The sequence below is a fragment of the Neobacillus cucumis genome (assembly GCF_023715505.1).
In genome coordinates, this window is sequence record NZ_JAMBOH010000004.1 from 210,309 (window position 1) to 229,437 (window position 19,129).

Annotated in this window: 15 protein-coding genes, 1 tRNA gene and 1 pseudogene; 14 read left to right on the forward strand and 3 right to left on the reverse strand. The window is 40.3% G+C overall.

Going from position 1 to position 19,129, the window contains the following annotated elements:
- Positions 1-84: 84 nt before the first annotated feature.
- The gene (locus tag M3226_RS08405; RefSeq protein ID WP_251564307.1) at positions 85-309 is read right to left on the reverse strand and encodes a hypothetical protein; all 225 of its coding nucleotides are present in this window, start codon (positions 307-309) and stop codon (positions 85-87) included.
- A 165-nt stretch (positions 310-474) separates the two neighbouring features.
- Here M3226_RS08405 and M3226_RS08410 point away from each other — a divergent pair.
- Positions 475-547: transfer RNA gene (locus M3226_RS08410), tRNA-Val, on the forward strand.
- A 126-nt stretch (positions 548-673) separates the two neighbouring features.
- Here M3226_RS08410 and M3226_RS08415 read toward each other — a convergent pair.
- Positions 674-1,522: a DNA-3-methyladenine glycosylase family protein gene (locus tag M3226_RS08415; protein ID WP_251564541.1), complete on the reverse strand. Its 849-nt coding sequence runs from the start codon at positions 1,520-1,522 to the stop codon at positions 674-676.
- Positions 1,523-1,719: 197 nt separating this feature from the next.
- Between M3226_RS08415 and M3226_RS08420 the strand changes: the two genes are divergently transcribed.
- Positions 1,720-2,304, forward strand: a complete 585-nt coding sequence (locus tag M3226_RS08420; protein WP_251564309.1) for a bifunctional transcriptional activator/DNA repair enzyme AdaA — start codon at positions 1,720-1,722, stop codon at positions 2,302-2,304.
- Positions 2,305-2,308: 4 nt separating this feature from the next.
- Complete coding sequence (locus M3226_RS08425; protein WP_308211935.1) at positions 2,309-2,836, forward strand: methylated-DNA--[protein]-cysteine S-methyltransferase; 528 nt, start codon at positions 2,309-2,311, stop codon at positions 2,834-2,836.
- Positions 2,837-2,997: 161 nt separating this feature from the next.
- Here the strand turns inward: M3226_RS08425 and M3226_RS08430 are convergent.
- A pseudogene (locus M3226_RS08430) lies at positions 2,998-5,567 on the reverse strand (rhamnogalacturonan lyase).
- Positions 5,568-5,967: 400 nt separating this feature from the next.
- On the opposite strand from M3226_RS08430, the gene M3226_RS08435 reads away from it, so the two are divergent.
- From M3226_RS08435 to M3226_RS08485, 11 genes are all read left to right on the forward strand, one after another.
- The gene (locus M3226_RS08435) at positions 5,968-6,642 is read left to right on the forward strand and encodes a rhamnogalacturonan acetylesterase (protein ID WP_251564311.1); all 675 of its coding nucleotides are present in this window, start codon (positions 5,968-5,970) and stop codon (positions 6,640-6,642) included.
- A 142-nt stretch (positions 6,643-6,784) separates the two neighbouring features.
- Complete coding sequence (gene bglB / locus M3226_RS08440) at positions 6,785-7,870, forward strand: beta-galactosidase BglB (RefSeq protein ID WP_251564313.1); 1,086 nt, start codon at positions 6,785-6,787, stop codon at positions 7,868-7,870.
- Between the two features lie 16 nt (positions 7,871-7,886).
- On the forward strand, positions 7,887-8,900 hold the full coding sequence (locus M3226_RS08445; protein ID WP_251564315.1) for a sugar kinase: 1,014 nt from the start codon (positions 7,887-7,889) through the stop codon (positions 8,898-8,900).
- A gap of 40 nt (positions 8,901-8,940) precedes the next feature.
- A complete protein-coding gene (kduI, locus tag M3226_RS08450) occupies positions 8,941-9,771 on the forward strand; it encodes a 5-dehydro-4-deoxy-D-glucuronate isomerase (protein ID WP_251564317.1) in 831 nt (276 codons plus the stop codon).
- 87 nt (positions 9,772-9,858) lie between these two features.
- Positions 9,859-10,701, forward strand: coding sequence for a sugar phosphate isomerase/epimerase family protein (locus tag M3226_RS08455; RefSeq protein WP_251564319.1), 843 nt, complete (start codon positions 9,859-9,861; stop codon positions 10,699-10,701).
- Between the two features lie 24 nt (positions 10,702-10,725).
- Positions 10,726-11,481 (forward strand): 2-dehydro-3-deoxy-D-gluconate 5-dehydrogenase KduD, encoded by a 756-nt coding sequence (kduD, locus tag M3226_RS08460; RefSeq protein WP_251564321.1) that lies wholly within the window; start codon positions 10,726-10,728, stop codon positions 11,479-11,481.
- Positions 11,482-11,687: 206 nt separating this feature from the next.
- Complete coding sequence (locus M3226_RS08465; RefSeq protein ID WP_251564323.1) at positions 11,688-12,995, forward strand: Gfo/Idh/MocA family protein; 1,308 nt, start codon at positions 11,688-11,690, stop codon at positions 12,993-12,995.
- Positions 12,996-13,155: 160 nt separating this feature from the next.
- Positions 13,156-14,184: a glycoside hydrolase family 88/105 protein gene (locus M3226_RS08470; RefSeq protein ID WP_251564324.1), complete on the forward strand. Its 1,029-nt coding sequence runs from the start codon at positions 13,156-13,158 to the stop codon at positions 14,182-14,184.
- 78 nt (positions 14,185-14,262) lie between these two features.
- Positions 14,263-16,350 carry a glycosyl hydrolase 115 family protein gene (locus M3226_RS08475; RefSeq protein ID WP_251564326.1) on the forward strand — a complete coding sequence of 696 codons (2,088 nt, stop codon included), beginning with the start codon at positions 14,263-14,265 and terminating at the stop codon, positions 16,348-16,350.
- Between the two features lie 171 nt (positions 16,351-16,521).
- Entirely contained in the window at positions 16,522-18,381 is a 1,860-nt protein-coding gene (locus M3226_RS08480) for a rhamnogalacturonan lyase (protein WP_251564328.1), read from the forward strand.
- 19 nt (positions 18,382-18,400) lie between these two features.
- Positions 18,401-19,081: a rhamnogalacturonan acetylesterase gene (locus tag M3226_RS08485; protein WP_251564331.1), complete on the forward strand. Its 681-nt coding sequence runs from the start codon at positions 18,401-18,403 to the stop codon at positions 19,079-19,081.
- The last annotated feature ends 48 nt before the right edge of the window (positions 19,082-19,129 follow it).

Here is a 19,129-nt window from a genome sequence, read left to right on the forward strand (position 1 = left end):
GTTCGTTTGATACAACTGCATTTTATCATAACTAGAAAGATGTTGCTTAATAGGAAGGGAATGATTGTGAGAGGTGAGGTGGGTCTAATGGAGGTATGATCGATGGGAACGATTTTCCGGCATGATCGATAAAATGTTTTCCCGTTTAAACGTGCGCATTTGTTTCCGAAGCAGGCAATAGGCACGAATGTAGTTATCGTTTATTTCTTTCACGATTAGCTTTCTTTGGGAAAGCTCTTGGTTTTCAGCAAGATAAATCATTTCAATTGGCATATGTTCTTCAATTGAGCGGATTAAAAGCCCATCCATGGTACTCACTCCTTTTGGTTGATAGTTCTATTATAACCGAACGTTAGTTCCTTATTCAAGTTAATTAGGAACACTTGTTCTAATATTATTTTTTCGAAAAATTGATTAAAATGGTATTGACATTCTGAGCAATTTCACTATAATTAAATTTGTAGTTTAATAAGAGATCTGTTAGCTCAGCTGGGAGAGCGCAACCTTGACAGGGTTGAGGTCGGGGGTTCGAACCCCTCACAGGTCATAACTAGTCCTAACATCTATGGTGTTAGGACTTTTTTGATTTGGTTGATAAAAAAATTAATGGTAAATGATTTTTTTAATAATCCTGCTCCATGTAAACAACCCGGAACTTCATACCTAATTACTTCTAATAAAGCACCCTCCATAAGTAAAACGTAGCATAGGCCTGCCAACCGGACCAGTTTAATGAAAGTTCCATTAGTTCTTCCTTGGAAGGCTTTTTCTCCGAACCCCTTAAGAACTTGATGGCGTTATGCAAACCCACATCATCAATTGGAAAAGCTGTCGGAAATCGTAAGCAGCGCATTAATACGTAATTGGCTGTCCATGGACCAATCCCGCGTATCTTAATCAAACTTTTTTCAGCGTCTTTAAAATCCATAGCCAATAGTTTTTCTTTTGAAAGTTCACCACTGTTCATTAATTGGGCGATACCAATAATATATTCACTCTTTCTCACAGTCATTTTAATATCCGCAAAATCCTCCGGTGTTAATTTACTGATTTTTTCATAGGTTGGGAAGGTCCAATATTTCTTACCATTCCATTCAATGGACTCCCCAAATTTTTCAACAAACTGTCTTTTTAGTGTGTAGGCAAAAGCTAAATTAATTTGCTGCCCTAGAACGCCCCAACAAAAAGCCTCGAACAAGTCGGGCACACCAATTACCCTTAATCCGCGGAATTCCTGGGCTGGTTTTTCGAGCAGCGGATCTCCTTTGGCCATTCCGTAAAATGGAGATAAGTCCCGGTCAAAGTCAAACCATTCCCAAATGAAACTAAAAACTTTTCTCCATTCTTTTTCGTCTGGTGTAGAATCTATAAACTGAACAATCATTTGGTTATTATCATTTACGTATATCTGAACAAGTCTGTTGGTTACCCCTGTATGAACTACTCTTGTAATAATTTTATCTTCAATGTCAAACATGCATTCATTCTTATTCCGTCCTAAATAACCAAGATTTACCGCCATATTAAAGTCTGGCGGTAAATGAATATAAAGCTTATCATTGCCGTCATACCAATGATTTCCACTTGTCTTAGTCAAATAATCACCCGCATTCTTTTCCTATTATTATCACAAAAAATGATTTCGTAATCTTGCTTTTCTATTTTGAAAACAGGCTATTTCTATTTGGGTTGCGTTATAATACGGTTAGAGGTGGAACAATGAGTGGACAAAAAGGTTTTGATAACGGAATGATAACAGCTAAAAAATGGCAGGCAATTATCGAAAACAACGCTTCGTATAATGATTTATTTTTTTACGCGGTAAAAACCACAGGGATATTTTGTAAACCGTCCTGCAAGTCACGTGTTCCCAAAAAAGATAATGTTAGAATCTTTCAAAGTGCAGAAGAAGCCTTGGCAGCGAATTATCGTCCGTGTAAACGCTGCAAGCCCACTGAACCAAACCTGCCCGACCAGGAATGGATTCATTCGATTACTACTTTTATCAATGAAAATTATCATAGCAAATTGACGCTTGAAACGCTAGCGGACATCAGTCATGGAAGTCCCTATCATTTGCAGAGAACTTTTAAAAAAGTAAAAGGGATGACACCTGTTGAATATATTCAAGAAGTCAGGATCGTAAAGGCTAAAGAGCTTTTAATAAAGTCAAACAGAGCAGTTACTGAAATATCTAGAATGGTAGGTATCCCTAATACACCTTATTTTATTACACTTTTTAAAAAGAAGACGGGAGAAACACCTGCACAATACCGTCAGTCAAAATGTAACACGGAGGAATGAGAACGTGAAATCTCAGACTAAGCCGACAATTCATTGGTCAATATTAAACTATAAAGATTGGAAGCTGTACATGGCGGCTACCTCAAAGGGACTTTGCTTTGTAGGTTCTCAGGGTATGCCGTTTGAAGAATTGGCTGAATGGGCAGCGAAACGCTTTCCCGGAAGTCCTATTGTTGAAAGTCGGGAAGAACTCAAGCAATATCAGATTGAACTTGCTGAATACCTAGATGGCAAACGGAAATGCTTTACCATTCCGTTTGATTACAATGGAACGGACTTCCAACAATCAGTATGGAACGCTTTGTGTGAGATCCCCTATGGTGAAACAAGATCTTATTCCGAAATAGCCAATATAATAAACAAACCCGCGGCCGTTCGTGCAGTCGGTACAGCAATTGGCGCTAACCCCATATTAATAACGGTTCCTTGCCATCGTGTCGTGGGAAAGAACGGAGCGTTGACTGGTTATCGTGGTGGTTTAGAAATGAAGACCCGGCTTCTGGAATTGGAACGACTAGGATTATCAAATTGAAAAAGGGTGTCAAACAACTTATCTTCATCAGTTGTTTGGCACCTTTTATAAGTTTAAGTTTCTTTTTCACTTTATGATTTGCTTTACGCAAATTGAAACACTCTATCTGCAAGTGGGAGCAGATTATTGCAATTGAATACTCTATCCGCAAATTGTCTTATCTATTTCTCTACTTTTTCTAACATATCTATCATTTCTTGTGCGTCATGGCTTAGGTTCGATTTTGCATTGGATGATAGATAGTTTTGATTCATTTTCTTGGCTAATTCAGAAGCGAATTTTTCCATAAAAGTTAGTGCAGTATTAACCGACCCTTTTTCCAAGTGGGACTGGGCTTGTTTCAATGAGTTTTCTAATTGTGGAACAATTGGTCCGGTTACATCCCCATTTGCTTTATAATCGGTAATCTTTTTCTCGATTGCTGACAAGACAGCTGGGGTCCAGTATACTTTGATTGGAACATTTGCCCAGTCTATATCACTTCCAAAATAAAAGCTTGTGTACGAAGGCTGATTATAAGCCGTATTTTGTCTGGCAACTTCGGCGCGATATTGAGGGTCGTGCATTAATGTATACAATTTATGATTTGTCACTTCCGTGCTGAGGTAAACCCGGATGGCCGAGCTATCGGCAGTTCGGACAAGGAGTTCCTCACGCCAGTCACCCAATATATCAGCTACTAACCCAGGATTTCCCTTTGTATCATTATTAGTTTTAGTACCCTCAGCCGTAAGTACAGTTCCTTTCAGCCAATCTTTAATAGTAGGAGTGACATCTCGTGCCCCGTCCACAATCTGTGTAGTCATATCTGCAGCCCACTTTATATTCATATTCGTTCCTGGTGCAGTGTTACTAATTTTTTGTCCATCCGCTGTCCACAGACCAACAGCCCAAGTTTCTAACCCGGGATGTGATGGATCAACATCTCCAATCATACCTCGGCCAGTATCTTTACCAGTATAACCGCCATAAATGGTTTGACCTGTTTTTGCATCACGGAGTGAATACCCATATGGAGCCCCTGTTGCTCCCTCATGAACCATAAAGGTTTCTAAACCAGGTCTATTTGGATCAATGTCGGTTACATGAAGGGCATCCCCATGTCCTAATCTGGCAAGTGTTCCTGGTGACGAGCTTTGAGGCGGCAAGATATCCTTTGAACTGTATAACAGAGAGCCGTCATGATCGATTGTAGCTCCTCCATAGACTATTTCTTGCTTTCCATCTCCATCAACATCTGCAGCACTTAACGAGTGTGCTCCCTGGGTAGTAATCGAACCGTATTGTGGATCCGTACCGTCTTTTCCATGTGGACTATCATTAAATGGATTAGTCATTGGTGTCCAGCCGCTGTCAACCGCCCAGTTTTCCTTAAGTTTTTTTCCATCCCAGCAATATGTAACCAGATTGGTTCTTGTGTAATAACCGCGGCCAAAAACGGCATAAGGCTTTTCACCATCGAGGTACGCTACACTTGCTAGGAAGCGGTCGACACGGTTTCCTGGTTCAATTCTTGCCATCGCGTAATCTCCCCACATTAGGCCATCGTCATAACGTCCAGGTTTATAGTCTATGGTATCCATCTCGGCACCTGTTTCTCCTTTAAAGACAGACAAATACTCCGGGCCGTCAACAATAAATCCTTCAAAGTTTCTTAGCTTGTTATTGCTGCTTCTACTAGGAGCATATACATCCATGAAATAATCTGTTAAACTTTCAGCATCTTCTTTCGAAAGTGGGTAGCTGTATTTCTTTGCAATTCCAAAACATTCTTCCAGTGTTTTTGACCAATGCCCTTCACTACCTCTTCCTGCTTGTCCCAGTTCATAAACATTTTAACCACATGATTATAATAATCTTCTTTACTCATTCGATAATCATCTGTATTGCTGTATCCTGCTTCAATGTCCTTTTGCTGCATTGTGATAAATTTTTCAGAGGTGATGTTTCCAACTTGGTCGTATTTGATCACCTTTGTTCCTGGCGCGGTTTTGAACATGATTTCGGATTTTCCGTCCCCATCAAAATCATATACAAGGAATTGGGTATAGTGGGCACCGGATCGAATATTCACTCCTAAATCGATGCGATAGAGGAGAGTACCGTCAAACTTGTAGCAATCAATATACGTATTACCGGTGTAGCCTACTTGTGACACATCCTTGGCATTAGAAGGATACCATTTGACAAAAAATTCGTATTTTCCGTCTCCGTCAACATCCCCAACACTCATATCATTTGCCGAATAAGAGTAGGTTTCACCAGCTGGGGTCACTCCGTCCGCTGGTTTTTTTAGGGTTAAATCATAATAGGCTTGACCCCATGCTGCGACGGTAGCGCTCTGGTCTAATTCTTTACCGTCTAAAACAGAACTAACATAGTACTTGGATGAAGAGCTACCGTTTTTATCTAAGAAGTTTGTACTGTCTGTAACAGTCGCGATCTTTTGCCCGTCGCGATAGACATTAAAATCTACACCAGTTAAACCTGTTTCAGAAGACCCTCTTGCCTCATTTGCCAGCAGGCGCCAGCTTAAGAAGACCCCTTCAGATGTAGAGGCGGCTACTAAACCTCTGTCAAGGTACTCTAATTGGACTCCTTTTCCCTGGAACTTGCTTGAAGGTTGGGTGCTCTGTACTCCGCTGGCAGTGGCAGTGGAAACACTTGTTAATAGCAGGGGTAATGCGATTGTGGTTGATAAAAGCTTTTTGGTGATAGAACGTTTCTTCAAATTTTTATCCTCCTAAAAACTTATTTCGAAAAGTTTATATATATGATTACGCTTACAAATTCGTACTGAACCACCTCTCCCTCATTAGAGATTAAAGCAAAGTGGATTTCAGGATGAAAAAACCCTCTTAATTATATTTTAATTATTCTGAACAATTAATTTAAAATTCCGTTATTATTTGTGAAAATACAGTGTATTCCTAGTGAAAAAAGAGGATTTAAGCCCATTTTCACAGTACAAATGGACCAATTTCCTGCTGATTCAAAAAGGTGCTATCAAAGCAAAAAAGTACAATTAAGTATCTGGCAGGTGCAAAAATGTCTAATGGTAAGCAGGTCTAGGTTATGTTATTTATTAAAAGACAGACAGTAAGCCAGTGGATGTGAGAGGGGGTTCATTCTTGACTATAAACAAAACGAAAATTTTTCTAGCAGCGGATTCGACTGTCCAATCCTATGGTCTAGGCGAAAAAAATCAAGGTGGCTGGGGAGAGTTTCTCCAAGACTATCTAACAGACGATGTTCAGGTAATCAATTATGCCATCGGTGGGAGAAGCTCTAAAACCTTTGTAGAGGAAGGGCGATTACATAAAATCGCAGGAGAAATGAAGGAAGGCGACTATTTGTTGATTCAAATGGGGCATAATGACGCCACTGAATACAAACCTGAACGTTATACGGATCCTTCAACTACTTATAAAGACTATTTAAAGATGTATGTAGAGAGTGCTAGGAAATGCCAGGCAGAACCGGTATTCATTACACCTGTTGCCAGGCTCCATTGTGAAAATGACCAGTTTATTAATGATTTCCCAGAATACTGCCAAGCAATGAAGGAAATAGCCAAAGAAGAAAACGTGGTTTTCATTGATTTAATGGAAAAAAGCTTAACGTTATTTGAATCCATTGGTTATGAGGAAGCTTTTACTTTTTTTATGGCGTCTGTCAATGAAACCGATTTTACCCATTTTACGAAAAAAGGGGCCAAACAAATGGCTAAACTTGTTGCGGAAGGCATTAGTGCGACAAAGCTGCCCATTTCAAAGTTTGTATATTTGCTTGAAGATCAGTCCTAAGAAAACACTGTTTTTTAATAAAAGAAAACGGAATTTTAAATTTATTTTAAAAAAGGGTTTTTATATAATGAAAAAGAATGCTTAACACTAAAATTTCATGTATTCACACGCCCTTGTAATAACATTAGTGGAGGTAATCAAATTGCACAGAAATGAAATTGAAAAGAAAATTGAATTACTGATTGATAATCTAGTTAACTTAAATGATCCAGACGGGAAATATGCCATTCCGCTTGCCGATGGCAGAAAAATTGATAATAAGAGCTTTAACTATTGGGAATGGACAGCAGGTGTTGGACTGTATGGAATGATGAAGTACTATAAACTGACAAAAAATGAAAACGTATTAAATATCATCGTAAAATGGTTCGACGATCAGTTTAAAGAACCGCCGGTCGAAAAAAACGTTAACACAATGGTGCAAATGCTAACACTTGCCTATTTGTATGAAGAAACCAACAATCCTACCTATCTTCCATACTTAGAAACTTGGGGCGATTGGCTCTATCACGATATGCCAAGGACAAAGGATGGCGGAATCCAGCATGTCGTGTTTGGATCTGAAAATTATCAACAATTATGGGATGACACCTTAATGATGAGTGTTTTACCGTTAACTAAAATCGGTTTATTACTAAACAAGCCGGAGTATATTGAAGAAGCGAAAAAGCAATTCTTGGTACATATTAAATATCTGTTTGATAAGAAAACGGGATTATGGTTCCACGGTTGGACGTTTGAAGGAAATCACAACTTTGCAAAAGCGCTATGGGGCCGCGGCAATTCCTGGGTAACCATTGCGATTCCAGAGTTTTTAGATTTAGTAGATTTACCGGATAATGATCCAGTTCGTCAAGTACTCATTGACACGCTTAATAGACAAATTGAAGCGCTTGAGACATACCAAAATGAAAGCGGTTTATGGCATACAGTGCTAAATGACCCATCTTCTTATGTGGAGGCATCTTGTACAGCAGGTTTTGCTTTCGGGACCTTAAAGGCTGTTCGGAAGCGTTATACGGATAAAAAATATTTAAATATGGGACTAAAAGCGATACTGGCAGTGGTTGAGAATATAGACGACAAAGGTGAATTACAACATGTATCAGCAGGAACCGCAATGGGAGAGACGCAAGAATTTTACAAGGAAATCCCTGTAACGGGAATGCCTTATGGGCAATCTATGGCGATTCTATCATTAGTAGAATACTTGTATTACAGAATATAAGGTTGAGGAGCAGAACATGAAAAAGATTGTGACACTTGGAGAGATTATGCTGCGTCTCTCTACCAAATCAGGAGAAAGACTTTTTCAGGCAGATAACCTGTTGATGCATTATGGCGGAGCAGAGGCCAATGTGGCGGTTTCGCTTTCACAGTTTGGCCATGATGTCAAATTTGTCAGCAAAGTCCCAAGTAATCCACTGGGTGCTGCTGTAGAAAGACATCTAAAATCTTATGGAGTTGATACCAATTCCCTTATCAAAGGCGGAGAACGGTTAGGAACCTATTATCTGGAGAGTGGAGTTGGCGGAAGAAGTACACAAGTAACCTATGATCGTAAGTATTCAAGTTTTTCCAGTTTATCGGTGGAAGAATTAAACTTTGATGAACTATTCCAAGGAATTGACTTATTTCACGTTACCGGAATTACGCTAGCCTTATCGCAGAATTTAAGAGATCTTGTGCTGATGGCAGTTAAGAAGGCAAAAGAAGCAGGAATTATGACCAGTCTCGATTTTAATTATCGGGCGTCACTATGGAGCCAACAAGCGTGCTCGGAAGCGATAAAGCCGCTTTTAAGCTATATTGATATCTGTTTCTGCGGAGAATTGGATGCGGTTTATTTATTAGGTATCGAACCTCCAAATCACTCACTTCCAAAAGCAGAAAAACTGAAATACTACTATGAAAAAATAAATGAGTTGTACCCGAATATCCAATACATGAGCTCTACTTTTCGTACAGTTCTTTCTGCCTCTACCAATAAGCTGCAAGGCAATATCTATACAAGAGGCGAGCTATTCCAATCCAAGGAGCATATGATCGATCATATAGTGGACCGGGTTGGCGGCGGGGATGCTTTTGCGGCTGGTGTGTTGCACGGCATCTTAGAAAATTGGCCATTATCTCGGACCATTTCTTTCGCTTTCATGGCATCAGCGCTTAAACATACCATTCATGGAGATTGCAATGCTTTTACAGTAGAGGAAATAGTGAAAGTATTGGACAACGAAGCAGGAAAAATTGTCCGCTAAGGAATTATAAAAATAGAAACATAGAAAAGGAGAATGAAAAATGGAAACTCGTTATGCACATCATCCGGAAGATATGAAGAAATATAATACTGAGGAGCTAAGAAGGGAGTTTTTAGTAGAAACACTCTTCGAAGCGGACCAAGTCCAGCTAACTTATACCCATGTGGACCGCATGATCTTCGGTGGGGTTACACCAGCAGATAAGGAATTGACTATTAAGCTTGATAAGGAATTAGGAGTAAGTTATTTCTTAGAACGCCGTGAGATGGGGATTATCAATATTGGCGGAGACGGCCTAGTCATTCTTGACGGTGAAGAATATGATATGCAGCGCTATGACGGTTTGTATGTAGGAAAAGGAACCAAAGAGGTTTTATTTAGATCCAATGATCCAAAAAATCCAGCGAAATTTTATATCAATTCCACACCAGCCCACCATAAATATCCAACGGTGAAGATTGATATCAATGAAATTAAACCGCTTGAAGCAGGTAGTCCAGAAACGTTAAATGAGCGGAAAATTCACCAATATATTCATCCGAATGTATGTGAGTCCTGCCAGCTTCAAATGGGATTAACAATGCTATCCCCTGGAAGCGTGTGGAATACCATGCCTTGTCATACGCATGAACGCCGTATGGAAGTTTATTTATATTTTGATATGGAACCGGAAACTCGTGTCTTCCACTTCATGGGCAAACCGGATGAAACAAGACATTTGGTTATGAAAAACGAACAAGCGGCCATCTCTCCAAGCTGGTCCATTCATACTGGTACAGCAACAAGCAATTACACCTTCATTTGGGGGATGTGTGGCGAAAACATCACTTATGATGACATGGATCATGTCAAAATGGAGGAATTAAGGTAGTCTCTTCCAGCAATAAATTAACTATCGGATAAGGGTGAGTGACTCTTGGATAAGATGGTTTTATTCTAGAAAAACAGAATGTAGGTGATGGAATTGAATATTGGCATAAGAGCACATGATGTGGAAAATCGTCCACTCGAAGAGTTAGTAGAAGAAATCGCAGGGAAAGGGCTCACATCTGTTCAGTTAGCCTTAGGTAAATCCTTTGATTATATGAAGCTCGAACCAGGGACATTAAGTCCTGGTTTGGCCCATCATATTGGAACAGCGTTCGCGCGCAAAAATGTTCAAGTTGCCGTTTTAGGCTGCTATTTCAACATGATTCACCCCGACCACGCAGAACGGAGAAAAGGGATCGAGCGATTTAAAGAGCATGTCCGCTTTGCGAGGGATTTTGGTTGCAGTATAGTCGGGACCGAAACGGGTAACGTCAATCCAGAAATTGTGTATACAGTTGAAAACTTTAAGGAAGAGCCGTTTCTGGAAGTGGTTGAAAGTGTTCGGGAACTAGTGCGGGAAGCGGAGAAATTTGGAGTCATTGTTGGGATTGAAGCTGGGGTGAATCATCCGATTTATTCTTCAAAAGTGATGAAACGACTATTGGATATGGTTAACTCCAATAATCTTCAAGTAATTCTTGATCCAGTCAATCTATTAACGATTGATAACTATCAAGAACAGGACAAAATTATCCAGGAAGCATTTGAACTGCTTGGTGACAGAGTTGTAATTCTCCATGCAAAGGATTTTGTTGTAGAGGATGATCAATTGAAGACAGTGGCAGTTGGCCAGGGACTATTAAATTATGATGTTGTATTGAAACAGGTTAAACAGAAAAAGCCATATCTCAATATTTTAATGGAAGAAACGACAGAACCTTATATTAATGAAAGTCTAGCTTTCTTAAAAAATAAGTACGAACAAGCCTAAAAGGACTTGGAAGGAGGAAGTAACATGAAATCTTTATTTTCATTAGAAGGGAAAGTGGCCCTTATCACTGGTGCAAGCCGGGGGCTTGGCCAAGGCATGGCAATTGGTCTAGCGGAAGCGGGGGCAACTGTCATTGGTGCAGGCATGAGCGATATGTCCGCAACGCGTGAGAAGATTGAAGCAATCGGCGGAACTTTTCATGACCTTAAAATCGATTTGTCAAAGCAAGGGGCGCCTAGTGATCTTGTTGTGGAGGCATTATCCGTTGCTGGACAAATTGATATTTTAGTAAACAATGCAGGTATCATTCGCCGTGCACAAGCGGAGAATTTTTCTGATGAGGATTGGTATGAAGTCATTAATGTCAATCAACATGCCGTTTTCCAATTATGCCGTGAAGTGGGCAAACATATGATTGAAAAAGGCTCAGGGAAAATCATTAATATTGCTTCTATGTTATCTTTTCAAGGTGGATTACGTGTACCTGCCTATACAGCCAGCAAACATGCGGTGGCAGGTTTGACTAAGTCATTTGCAAATGAGTGGGCAGGCAAAGGCGTAAATGTCAATGCGATAGCACCAGGCTATATGGTAACGGATAATACGGCTCCAATCCGCGGAGATGAAAGCCGGAAGGCCTCTATTACCTCAAGAATTCCACAGGGACGTTGGGGGACTCCAGAAGATTTAAAAGGAGCGGTCATTTTCCTAGCTTCTGATGCCTCCAATTACGTTAACGGTCACATCTTACCGGTTGACGGCGGCTGGTTAAGCTCTTAATTTCTTTAGATGTTATGGTTGATTGTAAGAAAGCTGATTGGGGCTAAAATCACCACTCAAGTTCAAAACTGCCTAATTGAAAAATGAATAAAGTTCATTAAATGAAAATACCCATTTTAATTTTGCTTACAAACAGAATTACAATGGGGATTTTTTATAGGTAAATAGGTAAACAAGCTTAACCTACGGGAATGGGGGGAACGAAAATGAAAAGAATCGTAGTCTGCGGACTAAGCAATCGTGCACTTGGGATGTTTATTCAGCCAGTATTAACACAATTTTCACAGCAAAATGAAATTGTAGGGTTACTCGATCCGGATGAGCGCAGAATTGAAATCGCAAAGGAAAGTTTTCCATCCTTAAGTTCGATCCCTGCTTATCAGCCAAACCAATTTCAACAAATGATTAAAGAGACCAATGCCAATACAGTAGTGGTGACGAGCCGGGATGACACACATATTGATTATATTTTACAAGGTTTAGAGAATGATTTAACGGTAATCACGGAAAAGCCTATGGTGACGAATGCCAATGATGCAAAAAGGGTCATGGAGGCTGAGGCAAGAAGTAATGGAAAAGTTATTGTAGCCTTCAATTACCGCTATAATCCTTTCCATCGGAAAATTAAGGAGATGATTTTAGAAGGAAAAATTGGCCGAGTTACTTCTGTTGATTTGAACTGGTATATCGACACCTATCACGGTGCCAGTTACTTCAAGCGTTGGAATCGCGATCGGAATCGTTCAGGCGGTTTATCAATTCATAAATCAACTCACCACTTCGATTTGGTCAATTGGTGGATTGATCAAAAGCCGGAGCAGGTCTTTGCCTATGGTGCCTTAAATTATTATGGCAAGGATGGAGAATTGAATCCAAGTCCAACCGATCATCGTTATTGCAGTACTTGTCAGGAAAAACAAAATTGCCAATATTTTATGCGCTGGTCGAATCGCCGAAATAACATGGCAGTAAAAGATGATCATATCAAATCTGAAGGTATTGAAAAGTCGGCACAAAACTATACGAATTATCGTCCTGACTCTTGTATTTTCGACCATGAAATCGAAATTGAAGATACCTATGCCGTGACGGTTAAGTACGATAAAGGGGCCTTTTTAAGCTACTCCGTTAATTTTTCGCTTCCATATGAAGGTTATCGCCTAGCTATAAATGGAACAAAAGGAAGAATTGAAACGACAGAATTTCATGAACCAAGCAGAATTCCTTTCCCATTCCCGGAACAGACGATTGAATATTATCCACTATTTGGTTCTAAAGAAATCATTCATGTCTTGCAAAACGAGGGGGGACATGGCGGGGGCGACCCATTGCTTCAGGAAGATCTCTTTATAGGGGTTGATCCAAAACGTCCTTATCAAATTTTAGCAGGTGCCGAAGCGGGGGCCTATTCGATTGCTGTTGGTGAAGGCGTATGGCGGTCATCTAAGGAAAATCGTCCTTTTAGTATAAATGAATTATTAAAGCAGACTAGTGATTGTTCGCAATTAGTTTAGTGAACGATTAGGGGCATAACATTGTTTTTTATTTTTTGACGAAAAAAGAAAAATCGCTGATATTTTACTGAAAATCGCCGATAAAATGTCATTCCAAGCTCAATCGAATTCAAAAAGTTATACCAACTATTTATATTTATTAATTTTGGGTGGGATAAAAATGCCTCAACTAGTATTTGATGAAGAAAAAGTAAAAGAAGCTATTGAACACATCGTCGATAGGACCTCTAAAATGGATTTCAGCTGGGACTGGCCGGGCGGAGTTGCCTTTTACGGTGTTGCGGAAAGCTATGAAGCAACTGGCGAGAAAAGATATTTACAGTTTATTAAGGATTGGGTCGATGAAGAATTAGAGGATGGACTTCCTAAGCTAACTGTGAATGCCTCATCCATCGGTCATACTCTCCTCACTTTATATAAAGCAACCGATGAGGAGAAATATTTAGAGTATGCCATTCAAATGGCAGATTTCTTATTGAATGATGCGGAGCGATTTGCAGATGGTGTTCTGCAGCATACTGTAAACGGTGCCAATAGTGTATTCCCTGAGCAGGCATGGGTCGATACGATGTTTATGGCCGGCTATTTTCTTTTACGAATTGGGCATATGCTGGATCGGAACGATTATATTGATTTTGGCTTAAAACAATATCATGGTCACGAGCAGTTTCTCCAGGATGACTTGACCAACCTATACTATCATGGCTGGGATAACATCGCCCAAAACCATATGTCCGGGATATTTTGGGCCCGAGGAAACAGCTGGGCAGCCTACACAATGGCCAGGGCACTGGAACTTGTAAGGGTACAGCATCCATCCTTCATGATTATTCAGGGTTCACTCCGTGATCAGCTAAGTGCATTGGTTCGCTTACAAGACGATTCTGGACTTTGGCATACAATTGTGACAGATCCTGAATCTTACTTAGAAACATCAGGGTCCGCAGGGATTGCTGCTGCATTACTAACAAAAGGAAAGCTTTACAACAAATATGTTCAAAAATCAATTGACGGTATCTTGAAGCAAGTCAAAGAGGACGGTTCCATCATGAATGTTTCAGCCGGAACAGCGGTTATGGATGATGCCGGAGGCTATAAAGGAGTTCCTTATAAAAGAGTCCAAGGCTGGGGTCAAGGCCTTGTCCTTGCCTTTTTATCATTGTTACTAAAATCCCATAAAAAAAATTAGGGTACACTGTTCTCAACCTGCGGAGGGGCTTTCCTTCCACAGGTATTTTTACATAACCAAAAAAAGCAGGGGGAGAATATGTTCAATCAATCGTATCTTCTAATTAATGAAAATACCGTTATTTTTCCGCCAGATAACATGACAACGCCAGTGCAATATGCACTGGATATGATCGTACGGGATCATAAAAAGGTATTTGGAAAGCCTCCTAAATTAACATCCTCACTTGAAGAGAACCCTGATTTGATCATTCGATATGCCTCAAAGGAGGATAAGGGTCCCGAGTGGCCGGAGGGTTATTGTTTCCGGTTCAATGTTCAAAATGGGAAACCGGTCATGCACATCATTGGGAACGATGATCTTGGAATTATCTATGGACTTCTCCATTACAGTAAGGATTATTTAGGCATTGATCCTTTTTGGTTTTGGGCTGATTTATCAATTAAACAAAAAAAGAGCGTTCAAATCCCTATTAAGAATTATACTTCTGAAAAGCCCAAGGTAAGGTATCGAGGCTGGTTCGTGAATGATGAGGTTTATTTAATAGGTTGGAAGGAAGAGTATCCACCTACAAAAGAAGTATGGTATCCCGTGTTTGAAGCTCTATTACGCTGTGGGGGTAATATGGTAATCCCAGGCACAGATCTTCCAAAACATGGAGTTCATAGCGATTTAGCGTCAGACATGGGGCTATGGATCACCCATCACCATGCAGAACCTTTGGGAGCTGAAATGTTTTTACGTGCTTATCCTGGCCAAAAACCAAACTATCGAGAAAATCCAGAACTCTTTGAGAATCTTTGGAAGGAAGCGGTAGAAAAACAAAAAAATCAAAAAATCATTTGGGTCCTCTCATTCCGCGGACAAGGGGATGCACCCTTTTGGCAGTATGCCCCGGAATTTGACACTCCAGAAAAACGGGGTGACATGATTTCAAAGGTTGTGGAAAGGCAATATGAATTGATTAAGCAATCTGTCGAACAGCCGGTTTGTTCAATGGCCCTATATGGTGAAATTGCAGAGTTGTATAAAGAAGGGCATATCAAGGTGCCAGAGGGTGTCATCTACATTTGGGCTGATAATGGATATGGGAAAATGGTGACACGCAGACAAGGAAATGAAAATCTCAGGATACCTTCCTTGCCGACTGCGGACGATCCAGGTGAACATGGAATTTACTATCATATTACCTTTCATGACCTGCAGGCCTCCAATCATTTAACGATGTTTCCCTCACCACCAGAAATAATTATTGAGGAAGTGGAAAAAGCCTTCGAGGCAAGAGCAGATTCCTATCTATTATTAAACAGCGGAAATATTCGGCCCCATCTCTATCCTTTAGATTTAGTAAGTGAATTATGGAGCAAAGGAACTGTCAATCAAGAAAAACACTTAGAGCGTTTTATAAAGCGTTTGTACCAATCGGATAACAAACAAATTGAACAGCTTTATCAAAGCTATTTCATCCAATCCATCCCATATGGTGAAAATAAAGATGATAGAGCGGGAGAAGAATTCTACCATCACCCTGCCAGGAAAATCATCGGCCACTGGCTTCAGGGAAAAGCCGATATCCCTTTATCCAAACTCTTTTGGGCAACAGGTGAGATCCCCTTTGATGAGCAGGTCCTTTGGTTTAAGAACAAATGCGAAAAGGGGCTGAAGGGCTGGGAAGGATTATTACAGCACTGCCGGAACTTGAGTGCCGAACTTGGTAAAGAGGATCAGCAACGATTCTACGACCAGTTTACATTACACGTTGAACTACACGTTTCTGGATGTATAGGTTTTATAGCCTTATGTAATGCATATGTCCATTTTAAGGAACAAGAATACGCGCTTGCATTTGTTCGAGTGTCACAATCGTTACGATATTATAACGATAGTATTCTCGCATTAAAACGGTCGGAACACGAGAAATGGGGAAATTTTTATCGCGCAGATTGGTTAACCAATGTAAAAAGTACCCTGTATTCACTCGATGCTTTACGCAAATTTATTAGAATGCACGGAGATAGCCCTGATTTCTTCATATGGTATAAGGAATATTTGATGCCTGAAACAGAAAAATATATTTATTTGGAAAATACTCATCGTAATCCTTTATCCGATGATGAACTTTCTAATAGACTGGAAGAATTGTTTATTCAGCGACAAGACTTATGATTGATTTATTTATGTTGAGAAGAATAACAAAAAAGTACAAAGAAACAAGAAAGTCCAAATTTTAAAACGGTCTTAAAACGTTACGATTCAAAAAAATGTAATTGTGGGCTAATCCTACTTCCATTACCCTTATGGTGTCCAACGAATAAACAATTGAGGAGGATCAAATGGATGTCAGATATTCGTAATAAACAGTCAGCAGCTTTACGTCAAATGGAGAACTTAAATCGTGGTCTAATCGCAGTCAAGGTTAAGAATGGTGTTTATGTTGGGTGGCGCTTGTTTGGGACCGATCCAGAAGATATTTCATTCAACCTCTATCGGGATGCTATGAAAGTGAATAATTCACCCATTACTACAAGTACAAATTACTTGGATCCAACCGGTGATTACAGTTCAATCTATACTGTTTGTCCTGTACTTAATGGTGTGGAACAGCAGCCTTCAGAGCAAGCGGAGGTGTGGGATACGAACTATTTGACCATTGCACTAAATAAACCAGAAGGAGGAATCTCTCCGGACGGTGTCTCCTATACCTATCAAGCAAATGATGCTAGCGTGGGAGATGTGGATGGAGATGGAGAATATGAAATCATCTTAAAATGGGACCCAACGAACTCTCATGACAACGCCCATAAGGGGTATACAGGAAACGTCTACTTAGATGCCTATAAATTAAATGGTTCCCATTTATGGAGAATAGATTTAGGGAAAAACATCCGCGCCGGAGCGCATTATACTCAATTTCTCGTTTATGACCTTGATGGTGATGGGAAGGCGGAAATCGCCTGTAAAACAGCAGATGGAACGCTAGATGGATTAGGAAATGTAATAGGAGATGCAGATGCCGATTATCGGAATAAAGATGGTTTTATTCTGGAAGGACCCGAGTATTTGACTATATTTGAGGGATCAACAGGTAAAGAGCTGGTAACAACAGAATATGATCCGCCAAGAGGAAAAGGTTCCGATTGGGGAGATGATAAAGGGAACCGTGTCGACCGGTTTCTCGCCTGCATTGCCTATCTTGACGGCGAAAGACCAAGTCTAGTGATGTGCCGTGGCTACTACACCAGAGCAGTGTTAGTTGCTTATAATTGGCGCACCGCGGAACTGTCAAAATTATGGAAGTTTGATAGTCTTGAACCTGGTAATGAGGGATACTCCGGTCAAGGAAACCATAGTGTAAGCGTTGCAGATGTCGATGATGATGGCAAGGATGAAATTATCTATGGCTCCTGTGTGATTGATCACAACGGAACAGGGCTCTATACCACTGGTCTAGGACATGGCGATGCTATCCACGTCGGGAACTTCATCCCCAGCAGGTCCGGTTTAGAAATCTTCCAAGTGCATGAGACTCCACAAGAAAATGGCACAGAAATTCATGACGCAAGAACAGGAGAAATTCTTTGGGGAATTCCATCAGTTGAAGATGTTGGCAGAGGGATGGCCGCCGATATTGATCCAAGATACGAGGGAGTCGAGGTTTGGTCGTCGACTCATTGGAAAACTGGAGGTGCAGGTCTATATAGCAGCTCTGGGGAAAAAATATCGGATGTAAACCCACAATCGTTTAATTTTGCGATCTGGTGGGATGGGGATCTGTTAAGGGAACTTCTCGACCATGATTATGAAATTGAAACTGGAATTGGTGTAGGAAAAATTGATAAATGGGACTATGAAAATGGCAGACTAGTGAATCTGTTAACAGCGGACGGAACTAGATCAAATAATGGAACAAAGGGGAATCCTTGTTTACAGGCCGATATTCTGGGGGATTGGCGCGAGGAGGTTATTTGGCGCACTGATGATAGTACAGCACTTAGAATCTATACCACAACTGATATAACAGATCATCGGATTTACACACTGATGCACGATCCAAATTATCGATTAGCCATTGCCTGGCAAAATGTGGCCTATAATCAGCCGCCTCATCCTGGGTTCTATCTCGGACACAATATGGAAAAGCCGCCGGTACCAAATATCTATGAGGTAAAACCTATACAAAAATCAAAGGTGAAATAGTAAATAGGAGGGGTTTAAAATGGTTTCAAAGAGGCCAGTCCAAATTTTTTTAGCAGGAGATTCAACAGTAGCCAACTGCCCGCCTCATGAAGCACCCATGGCGGGATGGGGGCAGGTCTTTCAATCCTTTTTCACGGATGAGGTAAAAGTCCATAATCATGCAAAAGGTGGAGCCAGTACAAACAGCTTTATTGAAGAAGGACGGTTAAAAACGATCCTGGAATCGATTCAACCGGGAGATTATTTGTTCATTCAATTTGGACATAATGACCAAAAACCATATGGGACAGAAGCCTTTACAACGTATCAGTCATACCTGACAGAATATATTAAAGGTGCTAGGGAAAAAGGAGCTACTCCCATCTTACTTACATCCGTAAATCGCAGACATTTTGATGAAAAGGATAACCTAGTCCACTCATTAGGGGACTATCCTCAATCAATGATTCAATTAGCTGAAAAGCTAGAGGTACAGCTAATTGATTTATTAGCAAAGACAACAAAGCTATATGAATCATTAGGCGTAGAAGGTTCAAAGCAATTATTTACATGGTTTGAACCCAATGTACATCCTAATTACCCAGAAGGGATTCAGGATAACACCCATTTTTGTGAACACGGAGCAAATGAGGTTGCAAAATTAGTCATAGAAGGGATAAAGGAATTACAATTACCCATCACTGATTTTATTAAAAAATAGATTGATAGAAGCATCAAGCCTAAATACAAAATACTGAGGTGAAGTCAA